Source organism: Ruegeria sp. HKCCA5763 (assembly GCF_013034545.1).
GTDB lineage: Bacteria > Pseudomonadota > Alphaproteobacteria > Rhodobacterales > Rhodobacteraceae > Ruegeria.
Genome location: NZ_WQGF01000001.1, coordinates 359,043 through 381,852, shown reverse-complemented (window position 1 = coordinate 381,852; position 22,810 = coordinate 359,043). Strand labels below are relative to the sequence as shown.

At 54.4% G+C, this 22,810-nt stretch carries 20 protein-coding genes and 1 tRNA gene; 12 read left to right on the top strand and 9 right to left on the bottom strand.

Annotated elements, in window-relative coordinates; translation table 11 throughout:
• Positions 1 to 78: 78 nt before the first annotated feature.
• From GOV89_RS01890 to GOV89_RS01880, 3 genes are all read right to left on the bottom strand, one after another.
• Positions 79 to 1,161 carry an MHYT domain-containing protein gene (locus GOV89_RS01890; RefSeq protein ID WP_171236400.1) on the bottom strand — a complete coding sequence of 361 codons (1,083 nt, stop codon included), beginning with the start codon at positions 1,159 to 1,161 and terminating at the stop codon, positions 79 to 81.
• 422 nt (positions 1,162 to 1,583) lie between these two features.
• Entirely contained in the window at positions 1,584 to 1,991 is a 408-nt protein-coding gene (locus tag GOV89_RS01885) for a universal stress protein (protein ID WP_171236399.1), read from the bottom strand.
• Positions 1,992 to 2,049: 58 nt separating this feature from the next.
• Complete coding sequence (locus GOV89_RS01880; RefSeq protein WP_171236462.1) at positions 2,050 to 2,499, bottom strand: phasin family protein; 450 nt, start codon at positions 2,497 to 2,499, stop codon at positions 2,050 to 2,052.
• 198 nt (positions 2,500 to 2,697) lie between these two features.
• On the opposite strand from GOV89_RS01880, the gene GOV89_RS01875 reads away from it, so the two are divergent.
• Positions 2,698 to 3,855: a cation:proton antiporter gene (locus GOV89_RS01875; RefSeq protein ID WP_171237312.1), complete on the top strand. Its 1,158-nt coding sequence runs from the start codon at positions 2,698 to 2,700 to the stop codon at positions 3,853 to 3,855.
• 19 nt (positions 3,856 to 3,874) lie between these two features.
• On the opposite strand, the gene GOV89_RS01870 is transcribed toward GOV89_RS01875, so the two are convergent.
• Both GOV89_RS01870 and GOV89_RS01865 read right to left on the bottom strand, forming a co-directional pair.
• The gene (locus GOV89_RS01870) at positions 3,875 to 4,282 is read right to left on the bottom strand and encodes a c-type cytochrome (protein ID WP_253284499.1); all 408 of its coding nucleotides are present in this window, start codon (positions 4,280 to 4,282) and stop codon (positions 3,875 to 3,877) included.
• A 139-nt stretch (positions 4,283 to 4,421) separates the two neighbouring features.
• A complete protein-coding gene (locus GOV89_RS01865; protein WP_171174995.1) occupies positions 4,422 to 6,047 on the bottom strand; it encodes a Na/Pi cotransporter family protein in 1,626 nt (541 codons plus the stop codon).
• A 433-nt stretch (positions 6,048 to 6,480) separates the two neighbouring features.
• On the opposite strand from GOV89_RS01865, the gene GOV89_RS01860 reads away from it, so the two are divergent.
• Both GOV89_RS01860 and GOV89_RS01855 read left to right on the top strand, forming a co-directional pair.
• Complete coding sequence (locus GOV89_RS01860; RefSeq protein ID WP_171237311.1) at positions 6,481 to 7,701, top strand: APC family permease; 1,221 nt, start codon at positions 6,481 to 6,483, stop codon at positions 7,699 to 7,701.
• A 4-nt stretch (positions 7,702 to 7,705) separates the two neighbouring features.
• The gene (locus GOV89_RS01855) at positions 7,706 to 9,322 is read left to right on the top strand and encodes a hypothetical protein (RefSeq protein WP_171236396.1); all 1,617 of its coding nucleotides are present in this window, start codon (positions 7,706 to 7,708) and stop codon (positions 9,320 to 9,322) included.
• On the opposite strand, the gene GOV89_RS01850 is transcribed toward GOV89_RS01855, so the two are convergent.
• Positions 9,323 to 10,915 (bottom strand): trypsin-like peptidase domain-containing protein, encoded by a 1,593-nt coding sequence (locus GOV89_RS01850; RefSeq protein ID WP_171237310.1) that lies wholly within the window; start codon positions 10,913 to 10,915, stop codon positions 9,323 to 9,325.
• A 444-nt stretch (positions 10,916 to 11,359) separates the two neighbouring features.
• On the opposite strand from GOV89_RS01850, the gene GOV89_RS01845 reads away from it, so the two are divergent.
• Both GOV89_RS01845 and GOV89_RS01840 read left to right on the top strand, forming a co-directional pair.
• Entirely contained in the window at positions 11,360 to 12,664 is a 1,305-nt protein-coding gene (locus tag GOV89_RS01845) for a ferredoxin reductase family protein (protein WP_171722215.1), read from the top strand.
• A 300-nt stretch (positions 12,665 to 12,964) separates the two neighbouring features.
• Entirely contained in the window at positions 12,965 to 13,528 is a 564-nt protein-coding gene (locus tag GOV89_RS01840; protein ID WP_171237308.1) for a flavodoxin domain-containing protein, read from the top strand.
• Between the two features lie 82 nt (positions 13,529 to 13,610).
• Here GOV89_RS01840 and GOV89_RS01835 read toward each other — a convergent pair whose 3' ends face one another.
• Together GOV89_RS01835 and GOV89_RS01830 are read right to left on the bottom strand one after the other, a co-directional pair.
• Positions 13,611 to 14,456: a universal stress protein gene (locus tag GOV89_RS01835; RefSeq protein ID WP_171237307.1), complete on the bottom strand. Its 846-nt coding sequence runs from the start codon at positions 14,454 to 14,456 to the stop codon at positions 13,611 to 13,613.
• Between the two features lie 88 nt (positions 14,457 to 14,544).
• On the bottom strand, positions 14,545 to 14,922 hold the full coding sequence (locus tag GOV89_RS01830; RefSeq protein WP_171175016.1) for a nuclear transport factor 2 family protein: 378 nt from the start codon (positions 14,920 to 14,922) through the stop codon (positions 14,545 to 14,547).
• A 445-nt stretch (positions 14,923 to 15,367) separates the two neighbouring features.
• Here GOV89_RS01830 and GOV89_RS01825 point away from each other — a divergent pair, with 445 nt between their 5' ends.
• Positions 15,368 to 16,387 (top strand): hypothetical protein, encoded by a 1,020-nt coding sequence (locus GOV89_RS01825; protein ID WP_171237306.1) that lies wholly within the window; start codon positions 15,368 to 15,370, stop codon positions 16,385 to 16,387.
• Positions 16,388 to 16,670: 283 nt separating this feature from the next.
• Here GOV89_RS01825 and GOV89_RS01820 read toward each other — a convergent pair.
• A tRNA-Ser gene (locus GOV89_RS01820) sits at positions 16,671 to 16,760 on the bottom strand.
• A gap of 202 nt (positions 16,761 to 16,962) precedes the next feature.
• Between GOV89_RS01820 and GOV89_RS23030 the strand changes: the two genes are divergently transcribed.
• The 6 genes from GOV89_RS23030 to GOV89_RS01790 are packed head-to-tail and all read left to right on the top strand — an operon-like array spanning position 16,963 to position 22,795.
• On the top strand, positions 16,963 to 18,267 hold the full coding sequence (locus tag GOV89_RS23030) for an SPOR domain-containing protein (RefSeq protein ID WP_171237305.1): 1,305 nt from the start codon (positions 16,963 to 16,965) through the stop codon (positions 18,265 to 18,267).
• A gap of 16 nt (positions 18,268 to 18,283) precedes the next feature.
• Positions 18,284 to 19,450 (top strand): D-alanyl-D-alanine carboxypeptidase family protein, encoded by a 1,167-nt coding sequence (locus GOV89_RS01810; protein ID WP_171092109.1) that lies wholly within the window; start codon positions 18,284 to 18,286, stop codon positions 19,448 to 19,450.
• Positions 19,447 to 20,073 carry a dTMP kinase gene (gene tmk / locus GOV89_RS01805; RefSeq protein WP_171175091.1) on the top strand — a complete coding sequence of 209 codons (627 nt, stop codon included), beginning with the start codon at positions 19,447 to 19,449 and terminating at the stop codon, positions 20,071 to 20,073. The genes GOV89_RS01810 and tmk overlap by 4 nt, the downstream gene beginning before the upstream one ends.
• A gap of 3 nt (positions 20,074 to 20,076) precedes the next feature.
• Positions 20,077 to 21,198: a DNA polymerase III subunit delta' gene (locus GOV89_RS01800; RefSeq protein ID WP_171237304.1), complete on the top strand. Its 1,122-nt coding sequence runs from the start codon at positions 20,077 to 20,079 to the stop codon at positions 21,196 to 21,198.
• Positions 21,195 to 22,001 (top strand): TatD family hydrolase, encoded by an 807-nt coding sequence (locus GOV89_RS01795; protein WP_171237303.1) that lies wholly within the window; start codon positions 21,195 to 21,197, stop codon positions 21,999 to 22,001. Before GOV89_RS01800 ends, GOV89_RS01795 begins: the two co-directional genes overlap by 4 nt.
• Positions 21,998 to 22,795: an MBL fold metallo-hydrolase gene (locus GOV89_RS01790; RefSeq protein ID WP_171237302.1), complete on the top strand. Its 798-nt coding sequence runs from the start codon at positions 21,998 to 22,000 to the stop codon at positions 22,793 to 22,795. Before GOV89_RS01795 ends, GOV89_RS01790 begins: the two co-directional genes overlap by 4 nt.
• Positions 22,796 to 22,810: the final 15 nt, after the last annotated feature.

Sequence of the window (22,810 nt, the reverse complement as noted above, 5' to 3'; positions counted from 1 at the left end):
GCAGCCAGCCGTTCCAGCAGCGAACAACAGAGCGCGCGGCTTGTTTCACGAAATGCGAATAAGCTGCACGAACTGCGATCAGAGACCGAGCGCCTCGCGAATATCCGTCAGACGGGAACGGCTTACCGGGACTTTGGTCAGGGCGTCGACACCGTCGAAATAACATGTGCCGTTGTCCTTGTGACGCTCAAAGCCTGAGACGTGTTTGGGGTTCACCAGATAACTGCGATGAGCGCGTAAAAAACCATCTGGCTTTAGTCGCGTTTCGGCCTCGGTTATCGACCAAGGGCAAAACAGTTTTTCGGCACCCATATAGAGAACAGAATAATGCCCTTCGGCCCTGATGGCTGCGATTTTTGCAGGTTCTGTAAAAAAAGTCTGACCTTCTCGCTCGAACGGAACACCGGCGCGAAATGCGGCCGGTTCCGAGGCGGGTTCGGGCTTGGGTGTTTCCGTGGGCTCAATAAACGAGATGCCTGTCAACAGAAACGCCCCGCATATCAGAAACACCGAAACGGTCACGCCCATCGCCAGAACCTGATTGTCCAACGCAGGCCCTGCACCACCGACGCTGTCGCTTGCGACAAAGTCGGTCAGACCGGTTGCTACGAAATGCATGGTAAATACAGCCAGCCCAAAGCACACTGTCCCAAGCAATATGTTGCGCTGTGTGCGGTTTCCATAAGCGACCCAGATGGCCGCCACGGACAGGATCACCGAAGCCAGTGTCGCCACGAATACATCCAGAACATTATATACAGGACGACACAGCTGCATTCCGGCCATGCCAATATAGTGCATCAACACAATCCCCAGCCCAACGATCATCCCTGATCCAATCATCGTCTGTGGCGTGCGTGGGCGAAAATGCAGCAACAACAGCGCCAGCCCAACCATTAGGATTGCGACCAGCGCGGAAATCAGAGTGATCAAGGCATCATAATAGAACAGGATCGGCAGTTGCAGGCCCAGCATGGCAACAAAGTGCATCGACCATATACCGCCGCCCAGAATAACTGCTGCCAGAGCGACCACAAGTTTGCGCCGCTGCGTGTCCAGGCGAGACGCCCCATGAGTCAGATAGAGGCCAGTAAACCCAGCCATCAGCGCCACGGCCAGAGACGCTGCCACGAGCCACACATTGTGCGAGTAGTCCAACATTCGGGTGTCCACGCCCTCCCCAGCGCGTGCTTGACGTTAGCAAACAGGAATTCCCGGTACAATCTAGTCTGGCCAAACTGTGAAAAGCGCTCTCAGACCAATTTTACCAGCGTAAGTCCCTTCAACTAAGTGCTTTTTCACACCTTGCCAGGATTGTGTCACCGCGAAACAGTAGTACGATCAAGCGAATTCACCTGCATCGTGCATTCCCATGGCTGACTTAGACCGCACGCTCGTACAACAAACCTTCTTCTTTTCGAAGCGACAATGGGAACAGACCGTACTGCATCACTGCAAAACGGACTTTCTCGGAGCGGGTTACAAAAACTTGATTGGCGATTAGCTTTTTATACGCGCAAGCTACGACAGCCTCTCGCTCGCCATTAGTTAAGTTCTTTCGACGTGACCCAACCCACTCTGGATCAGCGAATTACGTGAACCGAACATTTCGCATGATGCACAACCCTGTTTGCGGTTGATCCGAGGAATATGTCCTCGAAACCGGGCTTGTGCGATGCCAAAACAATGCAATCCACATCGTTCTCGTTCGCGAAATCAACGATCGCTCTACCTGCTTGACCCGAGATAAGTCGCGTCTTCGCTCCTGGAATCTCAGAGGCCGTCTGATGTAGGTTGTCCAAGATTTCATGCCGCGTGTTCGCAAGCACCTCACTTGGAATCTGAGACCCTACATAGGCCGGGATTGGTTCCTGGGCGTGTATCACAGTGAAAACAGCGTCCTCATCGGCCAATTGGCGCGCCGCCTCAAAGGACGCGCGCGTGTCGTGCTCTTGGTCCAGAGCAACCGGGATCAGGATGTTCTTATACATTTGGTCTCCTATCTACAGCTCCATCGACGTCAGCCTGAAATTTGCGACAGCAGGAAACCTACACAGGTTCAGACTTCGATGATTTGCCAGCACTCTTCGTTGCGGTCGCAACATCATCAACGGTTTTCTCGACAGCTTCAGCTTCGGTTTCCGCGACATATGCGGCACAACGGGCCACAGTTTCGAACCATTCCTGAGCATCAGCAACCAACCGCTCAACCGAATGGCGTTGCCATTCCGTCATGCTCTGAAGGGCTTTCGTCGGTTCAGACGGGTTGGCGGAAGATACTTTACGTGCAGCTTGCAGGGCCGTCCGGACCGCCTCGTGACGCCGTTCGAACCAATGCTGCGCAAAGGCTTCTGTTTCTTCTAACATTTTTTCTTGCGCGTCCCAAAACTGTTCGATCTGGGCACCGAAAGCTGGATTGCCAGAAACGGGCGGCTGCATTTGCTTGAATACGTCCATTAGTGAAGCCGGGTGGCTAGGGTTAGATTTCTTTGTCGACATCGAAAATTCCTCCTCATTCCCTGATGACCCATTGTCCCACCTGCAGCGAGCTTTCGCCTTAATACAGATCAATATTCCTTGTTTTCATGCTTCTTGGCTTACGCCGCGAGAGAACACTCCTAACCTTTCGACATCGGTTCCTAGATGGCAGGATTGGAGTTAAAGTAGATCAAGCAAGAACTTAACGCTTGGTTTCAAATGAACATTGCGGGTTTTCTGATTACTCTTGGCGTCCTTTTCCTTGCCGGATTGGTGGCTGATCAGCTTGGTCGGGCCACGCATCTTCCTCGGGTTACGACCTTACTTTTCCTCGGCATGATCGCCGGGAACGCCGGAATGGGGTTGATCCCGCTTGACGTTGCAATGTGGTTCGATGAGGTATCCATCGTGGCTTTGACCATGGTTGCGTTTCTTCTTGGAGGGTCCTTGACCCGCGAGAACCTTGTTCGACATGGCCGGGCCATTCTGGCAATTTCCATTTCGATCGTGGTTGCCACCCTCATTATTGTGTCGGTTGGACTGACCGCAATTGGCGTACCTTTCGGGTTGGCGTTCGTATTGGCGGCAATTGCTACAGCTACGGCTCCGGCTGCCATGACAGACGTGATTAGACAGTCTGGGGTATCCAACAATTTCACCGAGACCTTAAAGGGCGTTGTCGCAATTGATGATGCTTGGGGTCTGATCGTTTTCAGCATCGCCTTGGTTCTGGCCGGTCATTCGGACGGTTGGGCCACCGTCACGACCACAGCGATCTGGGATTTCGGGGGCGCAATTGTTCTGGGCGGCGTGTTGGGCATTCCGTCCGCTTACCTGACCGGTCGATTAAAGCCAGGTGAACCAATGCAGGCCGAAGCGGTGGGGATCGTCTTTCTGACAGCGGGTCTTTCGCTCTGGCTGGAAGTTTCGTTCCTTGTAACAGGCATGGTCGCCGGAGCCGTGATCGGGAACCTTGCCCGCCACCATGACCGAGCCTTTCACGAAATCGAGCACATTCAATGGCCATTCATGATCCTGTTCTTCCTGCTGGCCGGAGCCTCATTGGATATTGAGGCTTTTGGCTTGATGGGCTGGGCCGGAGCCCTTTTCTTGCTTTTACGAACCATTGCACGACTTGTGGGCGGCTTTTGTGGCGCAAGACTAGGAGGCTTACCACGCCGTCAGGCTTACTGGTGTGGCCCCGCTTTACTGCCGCAGGCAGGGGTTGCAGTGGGGATGGCTTTGGTCGCCGGGGAACAGTTTCCAAATTGGGCGGCATCCATAATGGCCTTTACCTTGGCCAGTACGGTGGCATTTGAAGTGTTTGGGCCGCCACTGACGCTTATGTCGATCAGACGCACCGCGGATACCAAGTAGCTGCACGCTCGTTCGGAGCCTATTCCGCCTGAACCGATTCAAGAAAGACGAGCAAATTCGCCAGCGGCAGACCCACCATCATAGGTTGGCCATTAGGCAAAGCGACAGCAATCTGTTGGTCCGTCTCAAAAACCGCGCCGAAGATTGGCATTTCGCCCCCATGCGCAAGCAATTGCGAGCGACCGTCAATCTGCTGAGCTATGCGAACTATCGGAAACACGCCGCCGTTTTCGGCCGCCAACTTGGTGAGGTCAGGTGTTTGAATAGCCAGCATTTCGGCCATCGGCCCATCGCCAGTCGCTTCGAAACCGTGGCATTGCCAGCAATAGGTCCGGTACAAATCGCTTCCGTCGCTCACGCTTACGTCCTGCGCCAGTGCAGAGCCGGTGACGAACAGCGTCAATAATACCCCGTGAAATAACTGCATTTGCTCCTCCAATTCACTGCTTCCGATGATGGTCCCATTAAATGGCATACTTAAGAAACTTCTTTGACCTCGCTCATGTTGTATGCGCCAAGACGAACGCTGGTGTTTCAGCTTTATAGCGTTGGAGCACATGCCTGATTTAATCTGCGTCGACCTCCGACTTCGCAGCCTCGGCATGGACCTCGCCACGCTTGCCTCCAAAGGAGGCTCCTTCCAGTGCATTCAAATGCCAGCGAATTCGCCAAAGATGATAAGACACTCGATGCATCCATCTCAGAGAATCCAACCGAGCCCAGACCACCTCGTCCGGCAAACTGTCGGTCGCAGCGTCGGAAATGAGCAAGTCTCTGCGAAGTTTCCTCTGTCGTCGCAGAAAGCGGCGAACACGGTTCAGCGTGTTTTCACATTCCTCTTGGTCATCGATTTTCAAGTAACTGTCAGTTGCCGCAATCACCACCAAAGCAAGCCGTTTCAAACGCCGGTCTTTTGGTAACTCGCTGATCCTGTCAACTTGGCTACATCGGTAAAGCAACCGATCCAGATGATCGAGTATGTGGTACATACCTTTGATCCTGGAAATCTCGACATCGGACTCGCGGGAAAGCTCTATCTTGTCTAGATACGCGCGCGCTTCGGCCAAGGCCGTCTCAATGCTGTCCCGCCCGTAGTCGGTTTCGCCTGGCAGCCGCACACCCATACACGACCTAAGGTGCGCCACTTCGGCCAGCACAATTTGATCGACTGAGGCTTTTGCCGCATCCACCGCTATCTCCGGCAACCCTAGCACGAGCGGATCTAAAGATTTTGTTAGCTCAGCTCCTCGATCGGGTATAAGCGCCTCGACAAATCTGGCAAACGGCTTGGCGAACGGCAGGATCAAAACCACCCCCAAGGCGTTGAAGAAACTGTGGAATGCCACAAGCGCGGTCAAAGAGTTTTGGGCCCCCGCCCCGCTTACAAAGACCGAAGTAAATGGCCCCAGCAAAAAAAACGCCATTACTCCTGTCATCACGTTGTAGATCACATGGGCAGAACCGGTTCGGCGGGCCATCGTGCCCCCGCCCAAAGTAGCCAGAACGGCCGTAAACGTCGTACCCACATCCATTCCAATGACCAACGCCGCCGCTTGAGGGAAGCTCACAGCACCAGCGCTCAGTGCCGCCAAGGCCGTGGCGACACCGGCGCTCGAAGACTGCGTCACCATCGTGATCAGGACACCAATCAAGACAAGCTTCAGCCTGCCTAGAAGTGTATCTGGTGGAAAATCAGCAGGCGTAACTACGCCACGAAATGCGTCCAGGCCGGACTTGAGTTGTTCGATTCCTATGAAAACCAAGCTGAACCCGGCTAACGCCAGCCCAAAGTTAGAAACCGCTTTCCTGCCCGAAAGCGCGAACAATGCGCCAACAAAAACAACAGGCAACATCGCTTGCCCAAGGTCCAGCTTGAACCCCAAAAGCGCGACCAGCCAACCTGTCATGGTCGTTCCGATATTGGCTCCAAAGATGATCCCAAGCGCTTGCGGGAACGTGAGCAAACCAGACGCGACAAAGCCCACGGCCGCGACAGTGGTTGCACTGGACGACTGTATTGCAGCTGTCGTGACAGCGCCGGTCACCGCACCCGTAAGAGGCGTGGACGTGAACTTGCTCAGAACATCGCGCAGCCGCGCACCAGCCAATGCCTTCAACCCGTCCGTCATCAACAGCATTCCAACCAGGAAGAGACCGATGCCGCCAAATGCTGGTAATAGATTCCAGAACATCACAAACAACTTGCCTTGCTTAGCCAATGTACGACGGGCACGTTCGCTGTACCCTCGGGGCCGCGAGCAACAGACTGCGGCCCACTTTCAGCCTTGCAGACCCGATGTGACGCGTTGGTTGATATAGATCAAAGCAGCAACAAGATTCACATAGTGAAATAAGAATGTTTTAGCGTAGTCTACGTTCGCCGACCTGTCCCCAAACCAAACAAAGAGGCGAACGGAATTTTGGAGGAGTGGAAGTTCCACCCACGGGGCTCGGCAAAAGTGATGGCGAGCCCCGAATTTTATTGGCGCCCAATTCGCCCGAACGTTGAGACAAATCGAATTCGATGGATTCAACTGCGGGGACAAGGTGAGCCGCAAATCGCTAACCGTAAGGAGAATGGCATTATTGGCAACAGACAAACAGACCAGTCGGTGAAAAGCGCCTATGAACTCTGTTGATCCCAAAGAACAGAAACTTAAACGGGCCCTTACGACCCCATTGCTAACGCTTTATGGCCTTGGCGTAACGGTAGGAGCTGGCATTTACGTTTTAGTCGGTGCAACAGCAGACATTGCCGGACCTTTCGCGGCGTTGTCATTCGTTGTAGCCGCGCTCGTCGTATCACTTACCGCGCTTTCTTATGCAGAACTCGCAACACGATTTCCTGTGAGTGCTGGTGAAGCAGCCTATGTTGAGGCGGGGTTCCAGAAAAACTGGATGGCGGTTTTCGTTGGACTTGCGGTGGCAGCCTCGGGCGTTATCTCCGCTTCGGCCGTTGCAATTGGCGCAGCATCCTATCTGCACGCATTGACCGGCTTAGCCATCCCTTTACTGACCATCAGCGTAGTATTGATCATGGGCGCTATTGCACTTTGGGGAATAACGGAGTCGGTTCTCGTTGCAGCAATCATTACGATCATCGAAATCGCAGGTCTTCTCTTTGTGATTGGCTGGGGCATGACCATTCAGGATCCGCAAGGATACAGGATCAGTTCAATGCTTCCCCCGCTTGAACTTGACGCGTGGAGAGGCATTTTTGCAGCATCGCTTCTCGCCTTCTTTGCCTTTGTTGGCTTTGAAGACATGGCCAATGTCGCAGAAGAGGTTAAAGACCCGGTACACACCATCCCAAAGGCTATTTTGCTAACGCTGGTTCTGGCGACCGTGTTGTATCTTGGGACCTCAATGACAGTTCTGCTTGTTGTTCCAATTGATGTTCTTTCAATGTCCTCGGCACCACTTGCGCTTGTGTTTTCAAATGCGCCTGAGGTGATCAAACAAGGCTTTTCTGCAGTCGCGATTGTGGCGACGGTCAATGGGGTACTAATCCAGATGATCATGTCATCACGGGTGATCTACGGGCTTGCTGACAGGGATCACCTGCCGAAAGTCCTGGCAACAGTACCTCAAGCAACGCAGACACCGGTTGTCGCTACTTTGCTGGTCGTGGCGATCATCGTTTTGCTAACCCAAACGTTGCCGATAGGTATTCTGGCTGAACGCACGTCTCAGATCGTTCTGGGCGTCTTTGTGCTTGTCAACATCGCGCTGATCCTGCTGAAGATGAAGCCAAGCGATACTAAAGAGCACTTCAAAGTTCCACTTTTCGTGCCCATCCTTGGAGTCATCACAAGCACAATGCTCTTCGGAGCAGGGTTTCTCTAGCCATATGACTACCAGTCGACCGTCCATAGGATTGCGCCTTTCAGTCTGGTGGCACAGAACCTTCGTGGATCTGGCTCAGCAACTGCAATGGTCCTATCTGCCGCCTTTGATGGTCTACTTCGCGGCGGGTGTATCAGGGCTGACCTCGGTCGTCGGAGCCTTTTTTCTGAAAGACTATCTCAACTTGTCCGCCTCATTCGTTGCAGGGCTCGCGTTTTGGGCGGGTATCCCGTGGATTCTTAAAATGCCGCTTGGTCATGTCGTGGACCTGTTTTGGCGCTGGAAATCCCTGCTGATCCTGTTTGGCGCGTCCCTCATCGCGTTATCGTTGCTCATCATGTACCGGCTCGTGGTAGCACCCGCGCAGATGGCCTCCACGATGCCGCTGGAAGACTGGTATGTTGTTGCGCTGCTGTTGGCACCCTCGGGCTATGCCATTCAGGATGTCGTTGCTGACGCCATGACGGTCGAGGCGGTTCCAAAGGTTGACCAGCACGGCCAACCGTTTACGCCTGAAGAAACCCGTGCACAGCACACAACAATGCAAACTCTGGGCAGAGTCGCGATCATTTCCGGGTTTGCGGCGGTTGCGGCTGTGAACATCTGGATTTTCTCTGGAACAGAAAACCTTCAAAAATCCGAGCGCCTTGCGCTTTATAGCCAGGTTTACCTGATAGCGCTGGCAATCCCGGTATTGTCCGTGAGCGGCGTTGTTCTTCACAGCTTGATACAGCGGCAGCGCATCCGGCGGGGCCACCCGACACACGCGCCAGAGGACGCCACCGAAGTCAAGTGGTCCATATTACTCGGCGGCCTCGCATTCGTTGTTCTCAGCATTGTACTGGGAACCGCGGACTTCGAATTTGCGCAAGAAACAGTCTTTGCCGTTTCCCTGACGGTGATCCTGTACCTCATGTCGCGTCTGCTGAAAGAGTTGGAACCGGCTCAGGCCAAGGCTCTGATTGGAACGGCCACAATCATTTTTGTGTTTCGCGCTGTGCCTCTCCCTGGGCCTGGTCTGACTTGGTTCGAAATCGATGAACTGGGGTTCGATGAACAGTTCCTTGCAATCTTGGCTTTGTTAACGTCACTGCTGGCTTTGCTCGGATTAATCGTTTTGCGCCCCTTCATGGCCAACCGCTCGATTGCGCATGTAGTGATATTGCTGACAATCGCCGCAGGCATACTCGCCCTGCCTAACCTTGCTCTCTACTACGGCATTCATGAATGGACAGCGGAGCGAACCGGCGGAATTGTAGACGCAAGATTTATTGCCATTCTCGACACCGCAGTTGAGTCTCCACTCGGACAGATCGCCATGGTCCCGATGTTGGCTTGGATCGCGCGCAATGCTCCCGTTCAGTTAAAGGCGACCTTCTTTGCGGTGATGGCATCGTTTACCAACATGGCATTGTCGGCAAGCAGTCTCAGCACCAAATACCTCAACCAAAAATTTATCGTCACTCGCGCTGTCACAAATCCAGAAACTGGCGCTGTCACCTCTACCGCAGACTACAGTCAGCTTGGATACTTGCTGATCTCAGTCGCGTTGATCTCAGTGATCGTTCCGCTGGTGACAGTGTTCTTTGTTCAAAGCTCTCGCTTCCAAACGAGCGAGTGATTACTGGCTTTCGACCTCTCTCAGCAAAGCTTCGAGATGTGCCACTGGAACACCAATATTCGAACCCCCAAACTCAGGCAGGATCGCGGCGTTGATGGCAACGACCTCTCCTCGCCGATTGAGCGCAGGCCCTCCGCTTCCGCCGGTTGTGGTTTCAGCATCATAGACGATGGCACCCGAGCTGGTCCGCGCAACGATCCCCCGGCTGGCGAGGGGTTGGATTTTGCTTTGCGCAGACAGCTGAGACGCTATGGACCAGAAATTCAGGGTTCCATCTTTCTCAAGCGTTTCCAAAAAGCCCGGCCCCGCTTGGGCGATCAAAGCCTTTAAACCTGTTGGGTATCCCAGCAAGTACAGTTCTTCTCCGGCCTGCGGAGCGGCATCTGCCAACGGCATCCCCAAGCCGTGTACCTTACCTGGATCAACTGCCAATATCGCCAAGTCTGCCATTTCACTGAACCTTTCCAATTGAGCGTCTATTGGTTCAGCTTGATCCGGCAGATAGGCCAACAACCTCAACATTTCTGCCCTAAGGCCCGCGTCTTTCAGAGTTTGCTCTCTGTCTCCCGAAGTCCAAGGTAAAGCGACATGACGATTGGTGGCCATTAACGGAACCCCTTCCAACAGAAAGCCGGTGCCGGTGAACTGAAATTCAGCGGGTTCGCCCATCGCACCCGGTTCAATCAAAGGCTGGCCTAAAGGGGTTTTCAGCTTTTCTCCGTTCGGCCCCAATACATGCCGCAAAAGCTTCCCGCTTTCCAAGTGCCGCAACCCATAAGCGCCCTGAATAAAAGCGACGGATCGAGTCGAAGCTGCGATCACTCGGGTTGGCGCTCCTGCTCTGTGTTCCAACGTCCCTAATCGCTGCTCAGCCGACAAAACTTGGCTTTCGAATGCTTCTCGCAACGAGGCCAAATCCTTGGGCGTGAGTGCGTCTTCCCGAGTCTGTGCAAGCATAATTGCAACCGCTTCGATCTTACGGGATTCCTGTTCGATGCTGTCCGCCAAGCGTCTGTCGTTTTGGTAAAGCAGGAACCCAAAGCCTAAGATCACAAGCAGCGCAGCTACGACTGTGATCCTGAACAGAAATGTGGTCTGGGACACAAGCCGACGCCCGCTGTCGCGCAACGCGCCAGACATTTTCTTGGCGAACGGTCGCCGGCTAGTACGAGTATAGGCGTATGCATCACTGAGGATATCTTCAACCGAATGGCGAACAGGATACGAGTGATTGCACAACCTGTACCGAGACATCGGACCTTTTTCGCCGAACTCGATCATGTCGCCATGAACAAGCAGCGTTGAAGAGATTTCTTGCCCGTTCACCCACACATTTCGTCCCGCTGACACGGTTATCGCATATCCGTCATCTGCCCATTGAAGGGTGGCGATATCGTTATCATGCGGGGGCAGGTCGTCTTTGGGGCGAACGCTTAACGCTCTGCCTTCACCAACAGATACGGTCAGAGCATTGTCAGCAAGCCAGTTTACGTTACCACGCGATGGTCCAGTGAGGCTCTCTAAGAAAGCCCGCACTTCCCTTCTGTCAACAGTACTCGAGGGCGCGACACCATTCTCGCCCGGCTTGCGCATTTCGACCACCTCTCTTGACGCGTGTACGCATTCTAACACGCCTCAGCACGAAACTCATCGTACCGCTCGCGCAATAAATTTTTCCAATCTAATTAGACTCTTGCAATCTCTGACCAAGTTCATTCCAGTCCTTGCTTCCGGACCGCAACTCAAAGAGAATTTACCGATGGCCAACCCTCTGCGCCGTCTCTCCTTGGTTCGATTTCGCGCACAACACTGCGGCAGCGAACACCGTCTCAGACCTTGATCTTGTGCAAGCAATCACTCTTGGCATTGAGCGCACCTACCGGGCTTGATGAATGAAGAACAACCCGCCAACAGACAGCCCCGTCGCCCCACAGGAACGAATAATTTCAGAAGTCTTGATCGGATTCACAGGTCCGCCTACCGTTTGAATTTAATGAGTTCGAGTTGCCCACTTATAGAACCGCGGAGCAAATCCGTATGAAATGGCCGTTCTTGGTACTGGTCTACGTTTTGCTGATCCTAGCCCCATTGGGTATTTCTGGTTTTTTGGGCTGGTCCCCGCGGTCCTTTCATCAAGAGCTTGCTTCCGGACTTGGAATGATTGCTTTTTCAATAATCCTGGTGGAATTCCTGTTGTCTGGAAGGTTTAGATTCATTTCTTCCAGTTTGGGTATGGATGTGACAATGCGAGTGCATCAACTGATGGCGCGCACCGCATTGGGCTTTGCGTTGATACATCCGCTTCTTTATCAGGGTACACCCACTGGTGGACACCGCCCATGGGACGTGACGCATCAACTGACGATTACAACCGACCTTTCCACCCTTGCATCGGGTATCGGGGCTTACTTCGTGCTGTTCATACTGGTCGTCTCGGCGATTGCGCGCAAATCCCTTGAATACAAGTACGAGACATGGCGCTTCTTGCACGGGCTGGGCGCCTTAGTGCTGGCCTGCTTGCTTTTGCACCATACGGTGTATGCCGGACGCTACGGCGGACATCCGTCACTGACCTATTTCTGGCTGGCACTGAGCAGTGTTGCGGTGGGAACTCTTTTATATGTCTATCTCGTTCGCCCTTTGCGTCAGAGGAAAAAACCGTGGCGCGTCACTTCTGTGTCTCGACTGACACCGAGGCAATGGGAATTGCGCCTCAAGCCCGATGGTCACAAAGGAATAACCTTCGAAGCAGGTCAGTTTGCCTGGCTCAACGTCGGCCACAGTGCTTTCTCGTTAAACGAGAACCCATTTTCAATCAGTTCAGCACCAGCCGACGGCCCCGAAGTTTCATTTGTCATAAAAGAGCTTGGGGATTTCACACGCAATCTCGGACAGATCACTTTGCAGACCCACGCATATCTGGACGCCCCTCACGGAAACTTGTCGATTAAAAACAAGCCTGAGAAAGGCGTCGTTCTGATCGCAGGTGGTGTCGGGATAGCACCGATGCTGAGCATTCTGCGTCAAGTCAGGCTTAACGGAACACAACACGATCTAAAGCTCATCTATGGCAACCGGGCCGAGGAACAGATTGTTTATCGCCAGGAGCTGTCCAAAGAGGACGCGGTGTTTGTTCTTTCCGAACCCCCAAAGGATTGGCAAGGAGAAACAGGTTTGATCGACGGTCCTCTTTTGGACCGCAACTTGTCCGCGGAGCATTTTGAGAACTGGCTGTTTGTGCTCTGCGGCCCAACTGCAATGATGGACAGTGTCGAAGAACACCTGATCGCCCGAGGAGCTTCGTCAGAGCGGATTCTGTCCGAAAGGTTCGACTATGATTGATCGGTTCAGAAACCAAACTGCGCGGCGACGATTAAGATTGGCTTTCTGGGTCATCAATACTTTAATTTGCTTCGCTGTTTTGGCCTTTTCTCTGCGATAGCAAAGCAGACCATTTAGCGTTGAGTGGCTGAACTAAGCCATCACAAAGCGTCTTTGTTCACGCCGTACTGAGCGCAGAAAAAATGTGCCACAACACCACCTCATTGATCCGGAAAACGCTTTTGATTGAGATCAAGGGCAAACACGCACCATTCATTCATATTCTAGGATCTATTCAGGCCGATTTATGGGAGGATCGGAATGACCGTACTCATAGCCTTCGCTACAGTCGAAGGTCAGACCGCAAAGATCGCGCGGTTCGTCGGTAAAATTGCCAAGGAAGCCGGTTTCAACACAAATCTGGTCAATACCGACAAAATGTCCGACCGCGTGTCACTGGGTGATGTGGTCAAGGTCATTCTTCTGGCTCCTGTCCACGAGCGACGGCACCCCGAGTCATTCGAGGCTTTTATCTCCTCACACAGGGATACCTTAGAGAAACGAAAATCTCTTGTGCTGTCCGTTGGTCTGAAAGCAGCATTTGCTTCGGGTCGTGAAGAAGCGCGCGACTATCTTACCGAAATGCTGTTGCGAACAGGTTTCCAACCTGACGCTACCGCTTTGATTGCGGGTGCGGTGAGGCCCGAAAACTATGGGTACTTTGAGAGAGAAATCCTCCGACACGTTGTTTTGCTGGGGCGGAAAATCGATCCACGAGATGGGGCGCGGGAATTCACTGATTGGGAGGAACTCACGTCAATTGTGTTGGATTTCCTGAGTGAAAAAGGCCAGGCAGACCAGCACCAATCGCAGGTTAAGTCTTAAAGAACATCAACTGCCCCGCATTTCACAAAAAAAGACTGCAAGCTATGGTGCCCAGCTAAATTTCAGTCGTCGGCTTGTATTTTCAGTGTCCGAAAAGCACTGGTATGCCAGTCTGCTCTAACATTGCTTGCGTCGTTCCTCCAAAAATTGATTCACGCATATAGGAATGCCCATAAGCGCCCATCACAACCAGGTCGGCCCCCATTTCGCGCGCGCGCGTTTGAATGCAGTGTTCGATTGAATTCCCGCCACGCGGGAACTGCGACACGGTCACGTTGCAACCATGATGGCTGAGCCATCCAGCAATGTCAGTTCCGCGCACTTGTCCTTCTACGTCATCAGGCGGCGGCAAATCAAAACACCCAATCACAACTTTGCTGGTTACCCGAAGAAAGGGTAAAGCTAAATGCGCAGCCCTAGAGGCAGGCAAGCCATCATTCCATGCCAGAAAAATGCAGTCGCGCCGGACAAACGGATCCCCATTTACCATCAAGGCGATTGGTGAGTAGAACAGTACTCCGCACGCAATCCTATGAAACAAGTCGGGGTCTTTTCTCAATTCGGCGTCTAGAAAAGCGATATCCGAACTATTGGCTTGCTGTGCCACAAGGTGCTGTAACTCTAATCCAGATCCGATAAAGGCGATTACTTTTGCCGACACACCTTGTCGCTCCAGAAGCGCTTCAACCTCAGCAGCTCGAGACTTTAAGGCTACGTTTTTAGCCTTCAGAAGATCCAACCAGTTTGAAGGAAGGCCGGCCTCAACGAACCTGTTTGAGCCATACTTTAGGTAAGGTAGGTTGGGTAAAGCGGCAACCAAAATACACGTCAAATGACCGTTCTGGATACGTGCTGCTTCGGCACATTCCAAAATGCGCTCATCGTCCGTATTAACTCCCAGATAATACGTCGAAGTTCTGTGTTGCATCCTTGGCCTCCGTACTAGGCTTCACAACGCTCAGGGGTTGAACGCGCTATTTCAATCAACACAGAGGCAATATTGCCGATCGTTCTTCTTACTTCGGCATCATGAAGAACTCTTCGAGAACGATCTTGCCTTCTGCCACTGAATACACCGCTATCTCACGCAAGGTTATATGCTCACCCGTGGCCTTCTGAACCACTTCAGCCCTGAACCGCACTCCAAAACGGTTGGGTGGGTGGACGTAAGGACCATCCACGTCGAGTTCTTGTATTTCGTGCGATGCCAACCAATCTTCTCTTTTTCCCTTGATGCCTTCCCGGCCCTTTGTAACGCGAAATTGTCGAACAGGAGGCACAACTGCCTCTATCGACTGTGCATTTTCGGCATACATTTCATCAACACTTGCAAGGCCCCTGCGCTCACGCATGGCCTGAACGAATGATCTTCCGATTTCAACTAAGTCTTCCATATCCACCTCATTGCTTTGGCACACACTGTAACACGCGTTGACCCCGCCAATCTTGACAAGGATCAATGAGCTTATCGACGGAGCTGTCACGTGGGTGCTGCCAGACGAACGCGAACTAGGCTCAATTAGGGCAAAACGGCTGAATTTTTGGTCGCACGAAGACCGCGCCACTAAGTGATCGCGGGACACGAGTCAGCTTGAAAGTGTCTCGGCTGCAGAACGATCCTTTCCGATTGAAATGGTTGCGGACACCCTGCCCGCCTCAATCCAAGTTCCTCCGGCAAGACCGCCAATCAAATAATTCGAGCTGAAAAGCGAGCAAAAAAGTTTCCCTTTAGCCTCTGAAACAAAGGTCCCTCAGGTAATTGAGTCCGAGATCGGTGCCGACAGCAGCAATATGTGCTATGGTTTCCTTTTTTACTTTCAGCAACGCAAGAGGTCGGACTTGTCTAACAGTCGTGTAGAACTGCGTTATTTTTCAATAGCATTGGTGCCGGTTTTGATTTTCGGCTTGCATGAGCTGATCCACCATCATCTGATTGCAACTGATTTGAACGTGCCGCTCGAAATACTGAATGATGAAGTTACGTGGCTGGAAGCCGTTGGCCGATTTCGGTTTCTTGCGGCGTCTTGGTTTTTTGCGTCTCTTGCCGTGTTGGCAGTGGCTCTGCTTGTCCGCAACTTGGCAAGACCAATGGCGCAACAAACAAGAATTACTGCGATTGCCACGGTACTTGCCATATTCACCCTAGCGGTGGTTCCAACAATCGAACAATATTTGACTTCGGCCACACCTCGAATTTACCACCAGGTCGGGAAAGCTGTCTTCGAAACGGCGCTGTCACTTGGAACGCTGCCAGGGTGTTTAGAACCTGACGATCAATGGCTTTTGGGCACGTGCGGAGAGATACCTGTTTTTACAATGTTTATGCGGGTGTTGGATATCATCAACGCGCTCGCCGGACTTGCGGTCGGTTCACTGATAGTTGGTATGATCCTGTGCCTGGCGAGCAGTGATCACGAAAGTGTTGAAGAAACAGCTGCAGAACTAGCCAGAAGCCTTCACCAGATGCGGCAGCAGCTATACTTGTCCAGTCTGGTTCTGACCTTTGGAATGTTCTTTGCGTCGAGCTGGATGTATTGGCCTCTGCCTTTGATCTCCGAAACTGAAAAAGCCGCGTACAACTCGCTCATCACAGCATCGGCGCTATTTACCGGAACTTATTTTTGTCTGCTTATGCTGAGTTTCTACCTTCCGGTCGCACTGATTTTGGATAGCAGGATTAAAAACCTTAGCCTCATGGTAAGCAAAGGTGAAATGAACAAACAGAGCTTTGATATCGAAGACTGGAAAACCGCGCACGGGTTGAAAGAAGGTGTGGGTGAGATCTTGCGCACAGGGCTGGCAATCGTTGCACCAATTTTGGCTTCATTCGCAGGTGGAATAGCTCCGCTTGCTGTCTAATCCATGTTGTCGGAGGAATGCCACCCGGTCTCTGACAGTTCATCGAGGCAGCATTAAGCCTCTTCGAACAAACCGAAATACCTGGTCAATACCGGAGCCAGATTATCACCCTTAAAAGCTCTGGACTGGTTTTGAATTACTTGAATAGCGATTGCTCAATCATGCGCGAAGGCTGCGAAAGGCACCTGTTCTGTCCCAAGACAAGTTTTTCTGGCAAGACACTCGCGGGAATTGCGGTACAATTCCGGATCAGAAAACACAACTGAAGTGAGACAGGTATGAGTGGCGGGGAGACAGGGATTCGAACCCTGGGGACGCTCTCACGCCCAACGGTTTTCAAGACCGCCGCATTCGACCACTCTGCCACCTCCCCGTTGAAGGCAGGGTCTAAGGCCAAGTTTGATCAGAGGCAAGTCGAAAACGGGAAATCTTGCCGAAGACTTTTCAGCGGTCTTTCCATGACCCTTCAGCCACGTTATGATTGACGTGAAAGACCGCAACAGGCTGGCATCCAGAACCAGCAGATCGGCAGCGGGGTTCGGAAAACGAAACCCCTTCAGGCAAGGGATAAGCAGATGAAGCGAGCGATCGAGACACGCCCGGGGCCCAAGAGGCTGGCGTTTCTAGCGTTATCTTTAACGATTTTGGCCGGATGTGAAGAGGCCTTGGGAACCGCGGAAACAGCGGAAAAGCCCGACGAGAATGAGGGCAAAATCGAGCTTTTTCCCCAAACGACCAGTGAGTCGCAACGCGATGTCGAAGCGCCCAACGTGTTCGGTGTGACCGAAGCAGGGCTTTGGGACGGGCGGCCCTCGCTGGGTGGGATTTGGGTTGCGCATCCAGACGTGACCCAACCCGAGCGCGTGGTGATCAAAAACACGGCCAACAACAAATCGGTAACTGGAGCCCTGTTCCGTCGCGAACGCAACTTGCCTGGCCCGGCGCTTCAGGTTTCGTCCGCGGCAGCTGAACAGCTTGGATTGTTGGCCGGTGCCCCCACAAAACTTAGTGTTGTGGCTTTGCGTCGTGAAAAGATAGAAGAACCCCCAGCTGACGAGACCCCACAGGCCGAAGATTCCGCAGAAGAAACCGTCACAGCCTCGGCCGATACGGCAACCGATGGCCAAAGCACAGGTGATCCTGAAAAGCCTGCTAAACGCAAGTGGTGGCAGAAGAAAGAAACCGCTGTGGCCGCGGCAGGTACAACGGCTGTTGTCGCGAGTGCCGCCGGCACAGAAGGTGACGCCGCAGCAGACGCAGATACCACCAGCGACTCCGCTGAGGCTTCAACATCAGCGAGTGAACAGACAGAAACCCCGGCTGAGAAACCTGCCAAACGGAAATGGTGGCAGAAGAAAGCACCAGCCGCAGCCGCTGCGGGAACCGCTGTGGCAGCGGCAGATGCAGCCACGGATGGCGCAGAAATTTCAGCCGAAGCTGCAGTGTCTGTGACCTCTCCGGCCTTGTCGGATGCGCCGGTCGAAGCCCCGGCAGAGAAACCCGCCAAGCGGAAATGGTGGCAAAAGAAAGATCCAGCCGCGATAACTGAAACACCGCTGGATCCGATCGATGGCGCTGCCGCCGCAATTGATGCGGCCGAAGCGACCCCAGCAGCAGCGGCAGCCGCCACAACCGCGACTACACAACTGAGCAAACCATTTGTTCAGATCGGAACCTTCAGCGTCGAGGAGAACGCGAACTCCGCTGCTCAAAAAGTGCGCAGGAACGGCATGTCCGCAGTTGTTCGGGAACTGAAAACAGCAAATAACACCGTCTGGCGGGTGCTGGTTGGACCTGCCGCAACCCGGGCCGAACGCAAAGCCATTCAGAAGGACGTAAAAGACCTTGGCTTCAAAGACGCGTTCACCGTATCCGACTGAAACAGGGAGACGCAGCATGTTAGCCTCGATGCGCACATCCGTTCTGGCCATGGGGATTGCCCTCATGGGCCTGCCCGCACACGCTTTTGATACTACAGCCCGCGCGGCTTATGTGATTGATCAGACCACCGGCACTGTTCTTCTGTCAAAAGACGCCGACCAGCCCCTGCCGCCCGCGTCGATGTCTAAGCTGATGACGCTCTATGTGGCGTTTGAAGCCCTGCGGGACGGGCGCTTGACGCTAAACGAAACCCTGCCTGTGTCTGAACACGCGATGAGCTATGGCGGCTCGACCATGTTCCTGAACACTCAGGATCGGGTCACGGTCGAAGACCTGCTGCGCGGCATCATCGTTTTGTCGGGCAACGATGCCTGCGTCGTTATCGCCGAAGCACTTAGCCCCGACGGAACCGAGGCCGGGTTTGCGCGGTACATGACCCAACGCGCGCAGCAGATGGGCATGAACAATTCCAATTTTGCCAACTCAAACGGCTGGCCTGCCGCCGGTCATATGATGTCAGTGCATGATCTGGCCGTTCTTGCGGATCGCTTGATTTCGGACTTCCCCGAATATTACCCTCTTTTCGCCGAGGAAGTTTTTGAATTCGACGGCCGCGCGCCGTCAAATGCCCGCAATCGCAACCCGCTGCTGAAGCTGGATATCGGCGCGGATGGTTTGAAAACCGGCCACACGCAAGAGGCCGGCTATGGCCTTGTCGGTTCTGCCAAACAGGGTGATCGGCGCGTTATCTTCGTGCTAACCGGCCTCGACACCACCGGCCAGCGTGCAGAGGAGGCTGAGGCCGTGGTTAACTGGTCGTTTCGAAATTTTGTCGAGAGGACAGTTGCCAACGCGGAAACGCCGATAGCCGAAGCCCAACTGTGGATGGGTGAGAAAAAGACCGTCGGGCTTGTGGCCGAAGGTGATCTGAACGTGCTCTTCCCGGTTCTGGGCACCCAAAATGTCGAGGCCGAAGTTGTGTATGACGGCCCAATCAACGCGCCAGTCCAAAAAGGACAGCAACTGGCTGAACTGGTGATCAAGCCCGAAGGACTGCCCGAGATCCGGCGCCCACTGGTGGCAGCCGAGGACGTGGCCGTCGGTGGCTTTGTCGTGCGGATGTTGACGGTTGGCGGCATCGTATTGAAAGACGTGATCAACAACCCGCTGGAGTCGATGTGACGAAAACGGGGTTATTTCTGACCTTCGAAGGCATTGACGGATCAGGCAAGTCGACCCAAGCGCGGATGCTGGCGGATCAATTACGCCTGCAGGGCCATGAAGTCGTGTTGACGCGCGAACCCGGCGGCTCTCCGGGGGCCGAGGAAATTCGCCGGCTTGTTTTGGAAGGCGACCCGGATCGGTGGTCGGCCGAGACAGAGTTGCTGTTGTTCACCGCAGCCCGCCGCGACCATCTGGAGCGCACCATCGAACCCGCCCTTGCGGCAGGTAAAGTGGTGATTTGCGACCGTTTCGCAGACAGCACGCGCATGTATCAGGGCTTGTCACGTGGCAACCTGCGCGGTCTGGTGGATCAGTTGCACAACCTGATGATCGGCCGGGAACCGGACATGACTTTGCTGATTGATATGGACCCCGAAACGGGCTTGTCACGCGCAAAAGGCAGGCAAGGCACCGAAGAGCGGTTTGAAGATTTCGGCCCCGATCTGCAAAAGAAAATGCGCGCTGGCTTTCTGGCGCTGGCTGACGAATTCTCGGGCCGGTTTCGCATAGTGGATGGCAACAGAGACATGGACAGCGTTGCGCAGGATGTGACAGATATCGTTCAAGCAGCTTTGCGGTAAACGATGAGTGACGACACCCCTTCCCCGGATCAGGTGCCGGGTGCACCGCATCCGCGCGAAACCGCGCGGCTTTTTGGCCAGGACGCAGCCGAACAGGCGTTTCTGACGGCCTACAATTCCGACAGGCTGCATCACGGTTGGTTACTGACCGGGCCGCGCGGCGTCGGCAAAGCAACGCTGGCGTGGCGGATCGCGCGATTTTTGCTGGCCACACCCCCGGCAGATGACGGCGGCTTGTTCGGAGCACCTCCTCCGCCCGAAACGCTCGGCATTGATCCCGATCACCCCGTGGCGCACCGAATACAGTCCGGGGCTGAGCCCGGGCTGGCCACTATCACCCGGTCACTCAACGAGCAGGGGCGATTACGCGGCGAGATTGTCGTGGATGATATCCGCAAGCTAGGAAAATTCTTTGGTCTGTCTTCTGCCGATGGAGGCCGCCGCGTGGTCATCGTCGACTCTGCGGATGAAATGAACGTCAGTGCTGCCAACGCGCTGTTGAAGATGCTGGAAGAGCCGCCTGCGCGCACCACACTTTTGCTCGTATCGCACCAACCTTCGCGCCTGCTGCCAACCATCCGGTCGCGCTGCCGCACGCTGCGCCTTGGCCCACTGAGTCCGCAGGACATGCAAACCGCCCTGTCGCAAACCGGAACAGAAGTTCCCGCCCAGACTGAACACCTGGCCGCACTTGCGGCAGGATCAGTTGGGGATGCTGTGCGGTTAATCAATCTTGGCGGTCTGGACATTTATGCCGAGCTGGTCGCCATTCTGGGTACCCTGCCCCGTATGGACCGGCAACGCGCACTGGCGTTGGCCGAAGCCGCAGCACAACGCGGTGCCGCTGATCGTTTCGAGTTGTTGCTAACGCTAATCGACGTCGCCTTGTCACGGCTGGCCCTAACTGGGGCGACCGGCACACCACCCGTACCCGAAGCGGCCCCAAACGAAGGTGAAACGCTGATGCGTCTTTCGGCTTCCCCCGATCAAGCCCGCCGCTGGGCAGAAGTCGCCGCGACAATCACAGCACGCGCACGGCATGGTCAGGCGGTGAACCTTGACCCTGCCGCTCTGGTCCTAGATACGGTGTTCAAGATACAGGAAACCGCCGGTCAGAACAGATGAGCGACACCCCCCAGATTACCGACAGCCACTGCCATCTGGACCTCCCGGATTTCGACGGCCAGTTGGACGAGATCATCACGCGCGCAGCCGAGGCTGGCGTGACCCGTATGGTCACGATTTGTACCAAGCTACGCAACGAACCCAGCGTACGCGCGATTGCCGAGGCCTTTGCGCCCGTCTTCTATGCCGCAGGCACGCACCCGATGAGTGCGGCGGATGAGCCGATAGCGTCGGTCGACGAACTGGTTGCCTTGGCCCAGCATCCGAAATTCGTCGGTATTGGAGAGTCTGGTCTGGACTACCACTATACCGCTGACAGTGCGGAAGTGCAGAAACAATCCTTGCGCATCCATATCGAAGCGGCCCAGCGCACTGGCCTGCCCCTGATCATTCACGCCCGCGCAGCGGATGATGACATGGCCCGAATTCTGGCAGAGGAGTATCGCAACGCACCCTATTCCTGCGTTATGCACTGCTTCTCTTCTTCTGCCGAATTGGCCAAGGCCGCGCTGGATCTGGGCTTTTACCTGTCCATGTCCGGCATCACCGCCTTCCCCAAAAGCCAGGAGTTGCGCGATATTTTCGCAACTGCACCGGTAGACCGCATTCTGGTGGAAACAGACGCGCCCTATCTGGCCCCCCCACCCTATCGCGGCAAAGGTAACGAACCCGCCTACACCGCCCACACTGCCCGGAAAGGGGCTGAGGTTTTCGGCATGGACTATGCCGCTTTTGCAGCTCAGACACAGGCCAATTTTGACCGCTTGTTCACCAAGGCCGCGCTGTATAAGGCCGCTGCATGACCGGGACGCGCTTTACTATTCTGGGCTGCGGTTCCTCGGGCGGCGTTCCACGGCTGGGCGGACAATGGGGTGATTGTGACCCCGAGAATCCGAAGAACGTACGCCGTCGCTGTTCGTTGCTGATTGAACGCGACGGGCCGGATGGAACGACTTCGGTTCTGGTCGATACCACGCCGGATATGCGCAGCCAGTTACTGGACACGGGCACCGGGCGGTTAGACGGTGTGGTCTATACCCATTCCCACGCGGACCATGTGCATGGAATCGACGACCTGCGCATGATCGTGTTCAACATGAAAACGCGCGTGCCGGTCTGGGCAGACGGTGACACACAGAACGCGTTGCTGGGCCGTTTCGGATACGCCTTCATTCAGCCTGAAGGATCCCCTTATCCTCCGATCCTGGACCTCAAATCTATTGATGGCCCGTTCGACATCGACGGCCCCGGAGGACCCATTTCACTGCGCCCGTTCAAAGTGAACCACGGTTCGATCGACTCTCTTGGCTTCCGCATCGGCCAGCTTGCCTATCTGCCGGATGTCGCCGAGATTTACGACGACGCCTGGCCCGAGATGGAAGGGTTGGACTGCCTGATCATCGACGCCCTACGCCGCTCCCCGCACCCTACCCACGCGCATCTGGAAAAGACACTGGGTTGGATCGACAAGCTGCAACCGAAACGCGCGGTGTTAACCAACATGCATATCGACCTCGACTATGCCACGGTTGACGCTGAAACTCCGGACTACATCACCCCCGCTTTTGATGGGATGGTGATCCATCAGGCGCAGTAGACCCCTGCCCCGCGC